The organism is Agrobacterium sp. CMT1 (assembly GCF_037203725.1).
GTDB lineage: Bacteria > Pseudomonadota > Alphaproteobacteria > Rhizobiales > Rhizobiaceae > Agrobacterium > Agrobacterium pusense.
Genome location: NZ_JBBCAR010000017.1, coordinates 98,123 through 111,875, shown reverse-complemented (window position 1 = coordinate 111,875; position 13,753 = coordinate 98,123). Strand labels below are relative to the sequence as shown.

11 protein-coding genes are annotated in these 13,753 nt (G+C 59.7%); 2 read left to right on the top strand and 9 right to left on the bottom strand.

The genetic code is table 11. The features are described 5' to 3' along the window. Window positions 1-11: 11 nt before the first annotated feature. The 3 genes from WA845_RS19950 to WA845_RS19940 form a co-directional block, all read right to left on the bottom strand. On the bottom strand, window positions 12-1,250 hold the full coding sequence (locus WA845_RS19950; protein WP_112554950.1) for a L,D-transpeptidase family protein: 1,239 nt from the start codon (window positions 1,248-1,250) through the stop codon (window positions 12-14). A gap of 166 nt (window positions 1,251-1,416) precedes the next feature. Beyond that, window positions 1,417-2,700 (bottom strand): DNA polymerase IV, encoded by a 1,284-nt coding sequence (locus WA845_RS19945; RefSeq protein WP_004441353.1) that lies wholly within the window; start codon window positions 2,698-2,700, stop codon window positions 1,417-1,419. A 69-nt stretch (window positions 2,701-2,769) separates the two neighbouring features. Further along, window positions 2,770-3,078 (bottom strand): DUF3572 domain-containing protein, encoded by a 309-nt coding sequence (locus WA845_RS19940; protein WP_004441355.1) that lies wholly within the window; start codon window positions 3,076-3,078, stop codon window positions 2,770-2,772. A 131-nt stretch (window positions 3,079-3,209) separates the two neighbouring features. Here WA845_RS19940 and WA845_RS19935 point away from each other — a divergent pair, with 131 nt between their 5' ends. Further along, window positions 3,210-3,581, top strand: a complete 372-nt coding sequence (locus tag WA845_RS19935; protein ID WP_003521498.1) for a response regulator — start codon at window positions 3,210-3,212, stop codon at window positions 3,579-3,581. An 18-nt stretch (window positions 3,582-3,599) separates the two neighbouring features. Further along, a complete protein-coding gene (locus tag WA845_RS19930; protein WP_004441356.1) occupies window positions 3,600-4,970 on the top strand; it encodes a PleD family two-component system response regulator in 1,371 nt (456 codons plus the stop codon). A gap of 886 nt (window positions 4,971-5,856) precedes the next feature. Here WA845_RS19930 and rpmG read toward each other — a convergent pair. The 6 genes from rpmG to topA form a co-directional block, all read right to left on the bottom strand. Beyond that, entirely contained in the window at window positions 5,857-6,024 is a 168-nt protein-coding gene (rpmG, locus tag WA845_RS19925) for a 50S ribosomal protein L33 (RefSeq protein ID WP_003496403.1), read from the bottom strand. 89 nt (window positions 6,025-6,113) lie between these two features. Then, window positions 6,114-7,280: an MFS transporter gene (locus WA845_RS19920; RefSeq protein ID WP_006698003.1), complete on the bottom strand. Its 1,167-nt coding sequence runs from the start codon at window positions 7,278-7,280 to the stop codon at window positions 6,114-6,116. A gap of 17 nt (window positions 7,281-7,297) precedes the next feature. After that, a complete protein-coding gene (locus WA845_RS19915; protein ID WP_006698004.1) occupies window positions 7,298-7,966 on the bottom strand; it encodes an NUDIX hydrolase in 669 nt (222 codons plus the stop codon). 18 nt (window positions 7,967-7,984) lie between these two features. After that, entirely contained in the window at window positions 7,985-8,428 is a 444-nt protein-coding gene (locus WA845_RS19910) for a DUF983 domain-containing protein (RefSeq protein WP_112554948.1), read from the bottom strand. Between the two features lie 42 nt (window positions 8,429-8,470). After that, window positions 8,471-10,825 (bottom strand): ribonuclease R, encoded by a 2,355-nt coding sequence (gene rnr, locus WA845_RS19905; RefSeq protein WP_112554946.1) that lies wholly within the window; start codon window positions 10,823-10,825, stop codon window positions 8,471-8,473. Then, the gene (gene topA / locus WA845_RS19900; protein ID WP_112554944.1) at window positions 10,822-13,506 is read right to left on the bottom strand and encodes a type I DNA topoisomerase; all 2,685 of its coding nucleotides are present in this window, start codon (window positions 13,504-13,506) and stop codon (window positions 10,822-10,824) included. Before topA ends, rnr begins: the two co-directional genes overlap by 4 nt. Between the last annotated feature and the right edge of the window lie 247 nt (window positions 13,507-13,753).

Below are 13,753 nucleotides of genomic sequence, written 5' to 3'. Positions count from 1 at the left end.
TCGCGCCTCGCTCAGACCGGCCCTTCCTTCGTCACGGTGATGAAATCCGTTCCCGTTCCTGTCTCCATCTGGTGACTGAGGTCGGAAACGGTGATGGAGCTTCCGCTTGAGAGTTCCTGCTCAATCCGGGCGCGTATGTCCTGCGGAATGTCGAGACGGCTGAGCACGGCACTCAACTGGTCGAAACCGCCGGGCGCTTCGGTAACGGTGATGCCGAGCCGCTTGCGGGCAGCGGCTGGCAGATGATTGTCGAGCGTTACGCCGTTCCATTCGGCGGTTCCGGCAGCGCGATCCACGGACACCGCCTCGAAAAAATGGGTTCCGAGCGCGACTTCCGGGTCCTTGATGTCGATGGCGGCCTCAAAAAGCGGCTTGAAGTCCTGCCGCACCATGATCTGCCCGGTTGGCGGGTGGTCTTCACCGGCGGAGGCATAAAGCGCCGCCACGAAAGCGTCGGTCAGAAGGGGCCCTGACGTTTTCAGCCCCTTCCACCGCTTGAAACCGTTGATGGCGCTGATCGTCATCTCCCCGGCATAACCGTCGGCCGAACCGGCATCGAAGCCGAGACGGGTAAGCACGGTCTGAATATCCATTACCCTTTCCCGCTCGCCACGCCTTGTGATGAGAATGCGCAGCGGTGAAGGCTCTCTCGCCTTCGCCGTCGATTTGATCGCCTGGGTTTTTTCATTGACGGCGACCTCGACCGCGCCCAGAGCCGCATCGAAGCTCGCGGGCCGCAACTCTACATCCGACAGAAGCAGCTTGCCGTCATCTGCGTCGTCACGCGGCGAAAACAGCGCCGGATGTTGCACAAAGCGCAGCGAGACCGGGCGGTCGGTGATGATGACATGCACCCCGGTACGCGTATCACCGAAGAGTGACCTTGCGAATTTGGAAGGCAGGCGCACACAGCCGTGGGAAGCCGGATAGTTCGGCACCTTGCCCTCGTGCAGCGCGATGCCGGACCAGGTCAGTCGCTGCATGAACGGCATGGGGGCGGCCGAATAGATATTCGACTCGTGGTATTTCCGCTTCTCTAGAATGGAGAATATGCCGCTCGGTGTCTCATGCCCGGCCTTGCCGGTCGAGACTTTGGAGGTGGCGATGATTTCACCATTCTCATAAAGCGCGAGCGACTGGTCACTTTTCGATACAAGTATCTGCAGGGACCTGCTGTCAGCGGCGAGCGCCGGAAAGGCGAGAATGCTGGCCGACAGCATGCCGGCCATAAGACGGAGGCGAAGGGACATGACGCAATACACCACATGCACAAAACTTCCCTCACTCAACCACGCTAAGTTTAATGAAGTTTAAGGGCGGCGCTGCCGCGCTATCACTAATTTGTGTAAAATCTAAAATAAATAGTTCGGGAGATCGATGCGCCGATATGTCGGCCGAAGGGCTTAACGGGTTCGGTTATTTCCGCGAGCCAAACGTATAGCCGGTCTCGACGCTGCCCTTGCCGAACTTGTCGCGCAGCTTGTCCATTGCCGCTTCCGCCGCGGCCCGGCGCCCCGCCTGTCTGTCGACGAGATCGGGAGGATCGGCAAGGCCGGCATCGCGCAGATCGCTGACACCGATGCCGAGGAGGCGAAATCTCGTGCCGTCGGTTTCCTTTTCGAGCAATGAGAGGCCGGTGCGGAAAATTCGGTCGGCTAGCTGCGTGGGGTCGTCCAGCTTGCGATTGCGGGTGCGAATCCTGAAGTCAGCCGTCTTCATTTTCAAGACAACCGTATGGCCGGCAATGCCATTTTTCTTGAGCCTCCAGGCGACTTTTTCCGAGAGCGACCGCAGGATCGGCACAAGGTCCTCATGGCGGGAAATATCGTTGAAGAAGGTGGTTTCAGAAGAGACGCTTTTGGCAGGGTCGTTATTGTGCACATGCCGCTCGTCAATGCCGCGCGACAGCCGGAAGAGCCGCTGGCCCATCACGCCATAACGACGCATCAGCTCGCTTTCCTGCATCTCCTGCAGCTGTGCGATCATGCGGATGCCGTCGGCCTCCAGCGTCGCCGCGAAGGCCTTGCCCACGCCCCAGATGGTCGTGACCGGCCGCGCCGCAAGAAACGACAGCGCTTCCGCTTCGCCAATCACGGAAAAGCCGCGGGGCTTTTGCAGGTCGGACGCGACCTTGGCGAGAAATTTACAGTAGGAAAGCCCGGCTGAAACCGTCACCCCCACTTCCTTTTCCACGCGCCGGACAAATTTCGCCAGCACGCGCGCCGGTGGATCGTGATGCAGCTTCTCGGTGCCTGAAAGATCGAGAAACGCCTCGTCTATGGAAAGCGGTTGCACCAGCGGCGTCAACTCCTGCATCATCGCCCTGATTTCGCGCCCGACACGACTGTATTTCTCCATGTCAGGTTTGATGACCACGGCGTCGGGACAGGCTTCCAGCGCCTTGAACATGGGCATGGCGGAGCGCACGCCCTGAATACGGGCAATATAACAGGCAGTGGAAACCACCCCGCGCTTGCCGCCGCCAATGATGACAGGTTTATCGGCCAGTTCCGGATTATCCCGCTTTTCAACGGAGGCATAAAAGGCATCGCAATCGATATGGGCGATGCTCAGACCGTAGAGTTCGGCGTGATAGACAAGCCGCGGGCTTCCGCAGGCACGGCAACGTCTAAGCCCCTCTGGCTGGCCGACCAGACAGTCGCGGCAAAAACCGGGATCATAAGGATGCGACGTGGACATGGGCCGAAAACAAAACCAGAACGTCGCCGACCATACTCCGGTTGTAACAACGGCTCAAGGGCTCTTCCCTTAATACACACCCGAATCCAGCCCGGGTCCGGAAAAGTGGTGCCAGGCCGCAGCCACCGTTTCGGGCGACGTGTCAGTTGCGGCGCAGAACGCCATGAGATCGGGTTCGTGGCTCATCAGGAAATCGGTGAGTCCCGCCAGAAAACCTGGATCGCTGACGGCCTGGCGCAGCATATTGGCCTGTAATCCGCTCAACGCCAGAAAGCGTCCCAGCATTTCCGGCTCGTTTGCCAGCCAGCCAAGTATGGCGGCCGCCGTTTCTTGCGGATCCTGGCTGGCATTGCCTTTGTTTTTTGTATCGCGCAGCATTTCTCACCTGAAGTTACCTATTTTGAAACCAAATCCCTCTAGCCTTGCGCAACAAATGGACGATGGAATCGGTTCTCAGCCAACTTATATGTCTGGGTGAAGGTTTCAAAGCGAAACGGGGACTGCTCACCATGCCCAAGCAGGTCATGATAGTCGAAGACAACGAGCTGAACATGAAGCTCTTTCGCGACCTGATCGAGGCGTCTGGCTATACGACGATCCAGACACGCAACGGCATGGAAGCGCTCGATCTCGCCCGCAAGCACCGGCCGGATCTGATCCTCATGGATATCCAGCTGCCGGAGGTTTCGGGGCTGGAGGTGACGAAGTGGCTGAAGGAAGATGACGAGTTGCATGTCATTCCGGTCATCGCGGTCACCGCTTTCGCCATGAAGGGAGACGAGGAGCGCATTCGCCAGGGGGGATGCGAGGCTTATGTGTCGAAGCCGATTTCCGTCCCGAAGTTCATTGAAGTCATCAAGACTTATCTGGGCGATGCGTGAGGCGACTGGGGAACGGTTATGACGGCGAGAGTTCTGGTTGTTGACGATATTCCGGCCAATGTGAAGCTTCTCGAGGCCCGGCTGGTGGCGGAGTATTTCGATGTCGTTACCGCCGAGGATGGCTTCAAGGCGCTTGCCATCTGCGATAAAGAGCAGGTCGATATCATCCTCCTCGATATCATGATGCCGGGCATGGATGGTTTCGAAGTCTGCGAAAGGCTGAAAGCCAATCCGGATACGGCGCATATCCCCGTTGTGATGGTAACGGCGCTGGATCAGCCCTCGGACCGCGTGCGGGGTCTGAAGGCTGGAGCTGATGATTTCCTGACCAAGCCGGTCAATGACCTGCAGTTGATCGCCCGCGTCAAAAGCCTGGTGCGCCTGAAGGCCGTTAGCGACGAATTGCGCGTGCGCGCCGAAGCGGCCCGTCAGATTGGCATCGAAGAGATGCTGCGCAGCGATGGGCTGATGCAGACGCCAGGCCGGATTCTGGTTGCGGATGGCCGCGCCAGCTCGCAGGAGCGCATCGTTCGGGCGCTGAAGCCGGTCGCAGAGGTGGATGCCGTCACGGAGCCGCAGGCGGCCCTGCTCAAGGCGACAGGCAATCCCTTCGAGCTTGTCATCGTCAATTCGAATTTCGAAGATTACGATCCGCTGAGACTGTGCTCGCAGCTTCGCTCGCTGGAGCGGACCCGTTTCCTTCCGTTGCTCCTCGTGGCAGAGCAGGGGGCCGACGACATGGTGGCGCGCGCGCTGGATCTCGGCGTCAACGATTACATCCTTCGTCCGATCGATCCCAACGAACTCGTTGCCCGATCGCTGACGCAGATCAGGCGCAAACGCTACAATGAACATCTGCGGCTCAATCTCCAGCACACCATGGAGCTCGCCATCGTCGACGGCCTGACCGGCCTCAACAATCGTCGTTATCTCGACAATCATCTCAAGATACTCTTCGACCGCGCCGCTGTCCGCGGCCGCCCGATCTCCATCTGCATGACCGATATAGACCGCTTCAAGCTGGTCAATGATACCTATGGTCATGATGTGGGTGACGAAGTCCTGCGGGAATTTGCGGCACGCATCCGCAGCACGGTCCGCGGCGCCGATCTCGCCTGCCGCTACGGCGGCGAGGAATTTGTCGTCGTCATGCCGGACACCCCGATAGAGCTTGCTGCGAGCGTTGCCGAACGCCTGCGGACGATCGTGGAAGACAAGCCTTTCTACGTCCGTTCCATCGATCGTGAACTGAGCATCACGGCATCGCTCGGCATAGCATCCGGCAGCGGCGCCTTTGGAACGCCGGACGAACTGCTGAGGCAGGCTGACAGGGCGCTTTACGAGGCTAAACACGCCGGCCGAAACCGCGTCGTATCGGCGGCCGCCTGAACGGCTTTGCGAAGTAGCGGTGCGGGAGAATTGCACCGCCGTCCAAAATAATTTCGGACGTCTCAAGAAAACGGCAAAGGAATGTCCGGTCTTTAGGAGCCAAGTCCCTGACTTCGCCTGTATTTTAACTTCATGCAATGAAAAGGCGAAATCGCGCGAGGCAAATAGATTTCAAGTTGAAAAATATATTGAATTCAATCTTGTGAAAAACTATAGTGTGCCAGCGTTGTATATTTAACCATGTTTTTCAGGTGACTTGTCGCTGGCTTAAGAATTTGTTGATTTTTATTTTAGTTCTGCGCACACTCATTGAGAATAACAGTTCTTCCGGCGGTTCTTCCGTCTTTTGATGATGGAATGAGAGCGGCGTGTGCCGCTGCGGTTTCGCTTGTCAGGGGCTGGTTTTGCGTAGTTTGAATGCCCCATGATGCTCAGGTCCGCCGCATCTCCTGAATCGTGGGGTCGGTCGGCTGACGATGTTCGATTCGGTTCCTCGTGCCGTAACGCATCGTTGGCCGGCCGCCTTATTCCCTGCTTGATGCGTTGGAGCATCGCTCGCTTTGAAAAGATCGGCGGCATTCCCAACGCCGTGAAGTCGACACGCCGTCGCTTTCTCTTACAATCACGTTCCGCATCGTAGGGGTAGCCGTCGGCGTTTTCCGTTGCCCCGCCGGGCAATCGGACGGCCTGTGGCCGCTGACGGGGGGCAGTGGTATCAAACCTGCAACATATGTTGTCGCCGGCGCGGCGGAGAAAATCAGGTGGGGCAGCCGGCCAGGCGTGAAGCCGTGTCGACAGGGCGTTCTGCTGAGCGAATGGCCTGTATCCGCATAAACAAAAAACGCGCCCGTGGGGGCGCGCTTTTGCCGGAACACCGATCAAGAAATTACTTGATCTTGGTTTCCTTGAATTCGACGTGCTTGCGTACAACCGGGTCGTACTTCGTCTTCGTCATCTTGTCCGTGAACGTACGGCTGTTCTTGGTGGTGACGTAGAAAGTACCGGTGTCGGCTGTCGACAGCAGCTTGATCTTGATTGTTGTAGCTTTCGCCATGGTCGTCCTGCCTTTAAACAAAAGAGAAGCCGCAGGCGCTTCTCACCTCGGCTAAATCTGGCGCGAAACTACGTATCGCGCCTGAAAAGTCAAGCCTGTTTTGCCCGGAAAACAAAACGGACGGCATAAAGGACCACGTAGAGCCCGAAAAATACCGCCAGCGACCAGGCGAAGCCGTCGGTTCCGGCGACGTCCATGGAAATGCCCACGGCCTGCGGCCCCGCGATCGTACCAATGGCGTAACAGAAGATGAAGGCGGCATTTGCGGCCACTAGGTCGGCACCCTTCAGACGCGACCCGAGATGGGTAAGGCCGACCGTATACATGCCGGAAACGAGGCCGCCCCAGAACAGCAGCAGTGCCGCCACCAGGATCCAGCTTTCCACCAGGAACGGCAGGGCCAGCGTGCCGCAGACACCGGCAAGGGCCATCAGGCCCAGCATCGTCCGCCGGTCTTTCATCCTGTCAGAAAGCAGGCCGATCGGTATCTGGAAGACCATGTTGCCAATGCCCATCACGGTAAGGAGAAGGGCCGCCTGCGATTCGTTGAAGCCTTCCCTGGTGGCATAGATCGGAAACAGCGAAAGGCCGCCCGCCTGTACCGAGCCGAAGACGAAAGCGGCGGCTGATGCCATCGGCACCAGCCAGACATAACGGACGAAATGGTGGTTGGGCCGCTCGTCCAGTTCCGGACTCTCACCGCGCGCCATGAAGATGGGAATTGCCGCGAGCAATATGATTGCCGCCCCGACGAGGAAAGGCAGGATGCCTTCGCTGCCAACCGCCGAAAACAGAAGCGGACCAACGGCAAAACCGACCGCAAGGCCGGTGGCGTAGATGCCGAGAACCATACCGCGCTTCTTCGGCGGCGCCGTCATGTTGATCCAGTATTCGGAGAGGATGAAGAGCGTGGTGGTTGCGCCATGGAAGACGATTCGCAGCGGAAACCACATCCAGAAAGCATCGGCGAAATAAAAGCCGAGCGCGCTCAGCGCGGAGATGAAAACCGCAAACAACATGGTTCGGGCCACGCCAAAATCATGGGCGATCTTGGTGGTCACCGGGGCCGCCATCATGGCCGCGACGCCGGCCATGGCCGAGTTCACCCCGATCATGGTGGAGGAGATGCCACGTTTCTCAAGGATGATCGACAGGAGCGGCAGGCCAAGGCCGATGGCGACGCCGACCGCACTGATGGCGGAAATGGCGGCGATCAGTGAGGGCCAGTGAATGGCATCCGCTTCTTCGCATTTCATTTGTGACATGACGGCCTTTATACAAAGTCTCGAATGAACCGGCCGTGGCGCGTGACATAAAGCCGCGCGGGGCTTTCATAGGGCAGTGAGGGATCACCTATCATGAAATTTGTGACATCTTCGAGAACCGTACGCGTGATTTTCGGCATGTTCAGACCGGAAAGGTCTGTCATGTCAAGCCATTGCACGTTCTGAAGCTCTTCGGAATCCCGGGTTAGCCGGATATCCAGCCGCAATTCGTCGGCATAACAGCAAAAGAATCGCGTGTCGTAACGCCTGACATTGCCGGGCGGTGTGATGGCGCGCGCCACGTAGCGGAAACAGGAGAGGTCCGGACCTTCAGTGGCCGGCCCAAGCTCGACCCCGGTTTCCTCCACAAGTTCGCGCGCGGCGGCAAGCGCCAGCGCCCTTGCCCCGGCGACGCTCAGGCGCCGCGAAGCCGACGCCGTCAGGCTGTCAAGGACAGCGGGATGCAGATCGCCGGAAAAGGGCAGCGCATGGTCGCGCGGGTCGCGTTTGCCGCCTGGAAAGACATAAGTGCCGGGCATGAAGACGTGGGCGCTGCTGCGCTGACCCATCAGCACCCGTGTCGTCGGGCCGGATCGGTCGAACAGAATGAGGGAGGCGGCATCGCGCGGCCGCAATGGCGCGCTTGCCGCTTCCGCCTTGGTGGAATGCCGGGGCATGTACAAGACCCGCGCGCGTCAGTGCGAGGAGCCGTCTATCTGTATCTGCGGTTTTTTCCCGTCGAAGCCATGCATGCGCAGCGCCCATTGCAGACCGATGACGCCGCCCTTGATGGGCTGCAGCGTCAGAAGCGCGGCCAGAATTGTGATCGGTACCCAGATGGCGAAATGAGCCCACATGGGAATGTTTAGAACCATGTCCGTCATCATGAAGCCGCCGACCGCGATGTGGCCGATGATGACGATGGAGATATAGGGTGGCAGGTCGTCCGACCGATGATGGTGCATTTCCTCGCCGCAGGCCGCGCAGGCGTCCACCGGCTTCAGCCAGGCGCGGAAGAGGCGGCCGCTGCCACAGGCCGGGCAGCGATTGGCCACGCCGCGCATGATGGACCGGCCAAGCGGCCGCTCGGCGCTATCGTCTCCGAAGGTAACTGTCTCCGAGCCCTGATGTGCACTCATCCTTAAGTCCTTCCCGTCCGTTCAACCGCTGAGGCGGCTTTGTTATCGTCGCCTTCTCGGCGGCCGTGTTCCGGGCTTGGCGGCAGCCCGTGCTGTCCGCCGTCCGGCCTTGTGGAACGAGCGCACGCCCACCGGCATCTTCCGCCCGGGACTCAGCATATCGAATCTGAGCGCACCCGCCAGCGGCACCGCTTCCGCGAGCCTTACCTGCACCGTGTCGCCAAGCTGATAACCAAGACCGGTCTTTTCCCCCGTGAGAGCCTGATGGGCTTCGTCATACAGGAAATAATCCGTTCCGAGTGTAGATATAGGAACGAAACCATCAGCGCCAAACTGCGGGAGCGCGACAAATAGTCCCGCCTTGGTGACACCGCCGACCCGGCCCTCGAATTCCTCGCCGACCCGCTCGGAAAGATGATGGGCGATCAGGCGGTTGACGGTGTCGCGCTCTGCTGCCATGGCGCGGCGCTCGAAGGTCGAGATTTCAGCGGCGATATCGTCGAGTGTCGCTTCTTCCTGTGGCGTGATGCCGCCTTCACCGAGCCCCAGAGAGCCCACCAGCGCGCGATGCACGATGAGGTCGGCATACCGGCGGATCGGCGAGGTGAAATGGGCATATTTCATGAGGTTCAGGCCGAAATGGCCGATATTTTCGGGGCTGTAAATAGCCTGGCTCTGGCTGCGCAGCACCATCTCGTTGACCATGATCTGGTGCGGCGTGTCGAGAGCGCGTGCCAGAATGCCGTTGAAGGAATTGGCGCGCATGGCCGCACCCTTGGCCATGGTAATGCCGATCGTGCCGAGAAATTCGCGCAGCACCTCCTGCTTGGAAAGCGTGGGCGCATCGTGGACACGGTAAACCAGCGGCTGTTTCTTTTTTTCCAGCGTCTCGGCGGCGGCGACATTTGCCTGGATCATCATTTCTTCGATCAGCTTGTGCGCATCTAGACGTTCGGGAATGACCACGGAGTCGACGGTGCCGTCAGGGCGAAGCTTGATCTTCCGCTCGGGCATGTCGAGTTCCAGCGGCTGGCGCCGGTCACGGCCTCGCTTCATCACCTCATAGGCGTGCCACAGGGGCTTGAGGATCGGCTCCAGCAGCGGTCCGGTCTTGTCGTCGGGCTTGCCGTCGATCGCCGCCTGTGCCTGCTGGTAGGAGAGCTTGGCGGCGCTCTTCATCATGATCCGATGGAAGGTATGGCCGGCCTTGCGGCCTTCCTTCGAGAAAGTCATCCGCACCGCAAGGGCAGGGCGGTCGACCCCTTCCTTCAGCGAGCAGAGATCGTTGGAAATACGCTCCGGCAGCATCGGTACGACGCGATCCGGGAAATAAACGGAGTTGCCGCGTTTCAGCGCCTCGCGGTCCAGTGGCGAACCCGACCGAACATACCAGGAGACATCTGCAATGGCGACGGTGACGATGACACCATCGGGATTGTCGGGCGATGTGTCCGGTTCGGCATAGACCGCATCGTCGTGATCCTTGGCGTCGGCCGGATCGATCGTGATGAGCGGCAGGTCGCGCCAGTCCTCGCGGTGGGACATCGTCGCTGCCTTGGCCGCATCCGCTTCGGCAAGAACATTCTGCGGGAATATATGCGGGATGCCGTGGGCGTGGATTGCGATCATGGAGATCGCCTTTTCCGAGGCGACGGAGCCGATGACCGAGAGAACCTTGGCACGCGTCAGGCCGTAACGACCGCTGTTGCGCGAGGTTTCAACCTCGATCAGATCGCCATCCTTGGCATCGCCGACGCCATCGGGATCGATGACCATTTCCTCGCCGCGGCGATCGATTGGCATCAGCCGTCCGCCGCCGCCGGGCGTCTCCTTGAACACGCCGAGCAGTGCATTCTGGCGGCGGTCGATCAGCTTGACGACGCGGGCGGTGTAGGCGGGACCGGTGCTTTCCTTCGAGGGGAAGATTTTCGCGAGAATACGGTCGCCGAGACCGGCGGCCGGGGCCTTCTTGCCACGGTCCTGCGAGGACTGGCGGATCAGCACGGCCGGCGCTGCGCCCAAATCCTCAGGCCATTCCGCCGGGCGGCCGATCAGCTCGCCGTCCTTGTCGCGGGTCGTGATGTCGAGAACCGTCACAGGCGGCAGGCCGCCCGGTCGCGTCAGCGACTTGCGGCTCTTGTGCACCATGCCGTCGACTTCAAGTTCCTTCAGCAGCGCCTTGAGGACAACGCGGTTTTCACCCTTCAGCCCGAAAGCCTTGGCAATTTCGCGTTTGGAGGCCTGTTGCGGATGGTCTGCGATGAATTTCAGCAGCACTTCACGCGAAGGCACCTCGCCGTGGATGATGCCTTCACCTTCGGTCACCCGCTTGCCGCGCCCGGTGCGTCCGAAACCGTCGCTGGCGGAACCCTGTCTCTGACGCGGCGCTTTGCTCACTCTGCTGCCTTCTTGGGTTTGGCCGCTGCCTTCGGCTTGGCGGCCGTCTTGCTCTTTGTCGCCGCCTTGGCCTTGGTCGCCTTCGGCTTTGCAGCGGCGTCACCATCGGCCTTCTTGGCGGTTGTTTTCTTGGCCTTGGCGGGCTTGCCGCCGGTGCCGGTCTTGGCAATGCGCTCGGCGATCAACACGAGCGCCTCGTCCAGCGTCACGGATGCCGGATCCTGCCCCTTGGGAATGGTGGCGTTGACCTTGCCCCAGTTCACATAGGCGCCGTAGCGCCCGTCACGAACGGTGATCGGGCCGCCATCAGGGTGGTCGCCCAACTCCTTGAGAGCAGCTGGCGTGCCGCTACGGCCGCGTCCCGGACCCTTGCTCTGCTTTTCAGCAATCACGGTCACGGCGCGGTTGAGGCCGATCGAGAACACGTCCTCGATACTCTCCAAGTTCGCATAGGAACCATCATGCAGCAGGAAAGGTCCGTAACGGCCGAGACCAGCCGAGATCATCTTGCCGGTTTCCGGGTGCTTGCCTATATCGCGCGGCAGGTTGATGAGCGCCAACGCCTTTTCGTGATCGATATCCTCAGGCTTCCAGCCCTTCGGCAGCGAGGAGCGCTTGGCTTCCTTGCCGTCACCCCGCTGGATATAGGGCCCGAAACGGCCGGAGCGAAGCGTCAGCTCCTCGCCGGTCATGGGATCAGCGCCCAGCGCCTTCGGCTCGTTGAGAGCAGCGGCTTCGGCTTCCGCGCCATCGGAGGTCAGCTGGCGGGTATAGTTGCACTCAGGGTAGTTCGAGCAACCCACAAAGGCACCGTATTTGCCGAGCTTCAGCGACAGATTGCCGGTGCCGCAAACCTGACAGATGCGCGGATCGGAACCATCCTCGCGCTTCGGGAACACCAGCGGCGCCAGAACCTCGTTCAGCGCATCCAGCACGTTGGTGACGCGCAGTTCCTTGGTATCTTCGATCTGCGCAAAGAAATCCTTCCAGAAATCGCGAAGAACCTGCTTCCAGTCCAGTTCGCCGGCGGAAATGCGGTCGAGCTTTTCTTCAAGGGCGGCGGTGAAATCATACTCGACGTATTTGGTGAAGAAGCTTTCGAGGAAAGCCGTCACCAGCCGGCCACGCGAATGCGGCACCAGCTTGCGCTTGTCGATGACGATATATTCGCGGTCGCTCAGCGTCTTCAGCGTCGCCGCATAGGTGGAAGGACGGCCGATGCCGAGTTCTTCCATCTTCTTGATCAGGGACGCTTCCGAATAACGCGGCGGCGGCTCGGTGAAGTGCTGGCTGGCATTGATCTTCTGCTTGGCGAGGTTCTCGCGCTCATTGATCGGCGGCAGACGGCCTTCGTCGTCACCATCGTCGCTCTGCTCGCCATCTTCCTTCTGGTCGGTATAAGCGGCGATAAAGCCGTCGAAGCGGATGACGGAGCCAACGGCGCGCAGGCCAGCCTTCTCGCCGCCGTTGCTGGCGAGAATTTCAACCGTCGTGCGCTCGATTTCGGCTGACGCCATCTGGCTCGCAATACCGCGTTTCCAGATCAGCTCGTAAAGGCGCAGCTGATCGGCATCGAGGTAACGCTTCACCTGATCCGGTGTGCGGTTGAAATCGGTCGGCCGGATCGCCTCGTGCGCTTCCTGCGCATTTTTGGCCTTGGTAGAGTAGAAACGCGCTTTTTCCGGCACGTAACGGTCACCGAACTGCTCGCCAATGGCCTTGCGGGCGGCATCTATGGCTTCAGGGGCCATCTGCACGCCGTCGGTACGCATATAGGTGATCAGACCGACGGTCTCGCCGCCGATATCGATGCCTTCATAAAGCTTCTGCGCCACCTGCATGGTGCGCGAGGCGCCGAAGCCCATCCGCGAAGAGGCCGCCTGCTGCAGCGTCGAGGTCGTAAAGGGAGGGCTGGGATTGCGTTTGACGGGTTTCGCCTCAACGCTATCCACCACATAGGTCGCGCCTTCGAGCAGCGCTTTCAGCCGGTTCGCATCGTCGCCGGTCTTGATGGCGCGGTTCTGCAATCGCTTGCCATCGGCCGAAACCAGCCTGGCCTCGAACTCGTCACCGCGCGGTGTCTTCAAAAGTGCGCTGATGTTCCAGTATTCTTCGGAAACGAAACGCTCGATTTCGGATTCGCGATCGCAGACGAGACGCAGCGCCACGGACTGCACCCGGCCGGCCGAACGTGCACCCGGCAGCTTGCGCCACAGAACCGGAGAGAGGTTGAAGCCGACGAGATAGTCGAGCGCTCGGCGGGCGAGATAGGCGTCCACCAGCGGCACATCGATGTCGCGCGGGTTCGCCATCGCGTCCAGCACCGCTTTCTTGGTGATGGCGTTGAAGACGACGCGCTTCACCGGCTTGTCGCCGAGAACCCGCTTCTTCTTCAAAAGATCGAGAACATGCCAGGAAATGGCTTCCCCTTCGCGATCCGGGTCGGTTGCCAGAAAGAGGCCGTCGGAGGATTTTACCGCATCGGCAATATCCTTCATGCGCTTGGCGGAGGCGCTGTCAACCTCCCAGGACATTTCGAAATCCTGGTCAGGCAACACCGATCCGTCCTTGGCAGGAAGGTCCCTGACGTGGCCAAAGGATGCAAGAACCTTATAGCCCGAGCCAAGATACTTGTTGATCGTCTTGGCTTTGGCAGGAGATTCTACGACGACGACATTCATATTGTTCTTCTCTGGAACTGGTCCGCTAACATGGCACCGGTTGCAGCCTATTGCCGCAATTGGCCTTCTTTATAATTCGACATGGACAGGTAATGCCCGCTGGTCAAGAGGCAAGCCCGATTTTCTCGCTTTGAGACGACTGCAACCTATGGATAATCTATCGTTGTATTGCAATCTTTGGTAAATTGGTTATGATGGGCAACATCATTTGAATCTACTTGACGCTCTTCGTTTCAGTCCGGCATTC

Coding starts and splice junctions, on each gene's coding strand:
- WA845_RS19950 (WP_112554950.1), bottom strand. CDS start 1,250: ATGTCCCTTCGCCTCCGTCTTATGGCCGGCATGCTGTCGGCCAGCATT.
- WA845_RS19945 (WP_004441353.1), bottom strand. CDS start 2,700: ATGTCCACGTCGCATCCTTATGATCCCGGTTTTTGCCGCGACTGTCTG.
- WA845_RS19940 (WP_004441355.1), bottom strand. CDS start 3,078: ATGCTGCGCGATACAAAAAACAAAGGCAATGCCAGCCAGGATCCGCAA.
- WA845_RS19935 (WP_003521498.1), top strand. CDS start 3,210: ATGCCCAAGCAGGTCATGATAGTCGAAGACAACGAGCTGAACATGAAG.
- WA845_RS19930 (WP_004441356.1), top strand. CDS start 3,600: ATGACGGCGAGAGTTCTGGTTGTTGACGATATTCCGGCCAATGTGAAG.
- rpmG (WP_003496403.1), bottom strand. CDS start 6,024: ATGGCGAAAGCTACAACAATCAAGATCAAGCTGCTGTCGACAGCCGAC.
- WA845_RS19920 (WP_006698003.1), bottom strand. CDS start 7,280: ATGAAATGCGAAGAAGCGGATGCCATTCACTGGCCCTCACTGATCGCC.
- WA845_RS19915 (WP_006698004.1), bottom strand. CDS start 7,966: ATGCCCCGGCATTCCACCAAGGCGGAAGCGGCAAGCGCGCCATTGCGG.
- WA845_RS19910 (WP_112554948.1), bottom strand. CDS start 8,428: ATGAGTGCACATCAGGGCTCGGAGACAGTTACCTTCGGAGACGATAGC.
- topA (WP_112554944.1), bottom strand. CDS start 13,506: ATGAATGTCGTCGTCGTAGAATCTCCTGCCAAAGCCAAGACGATCAAC.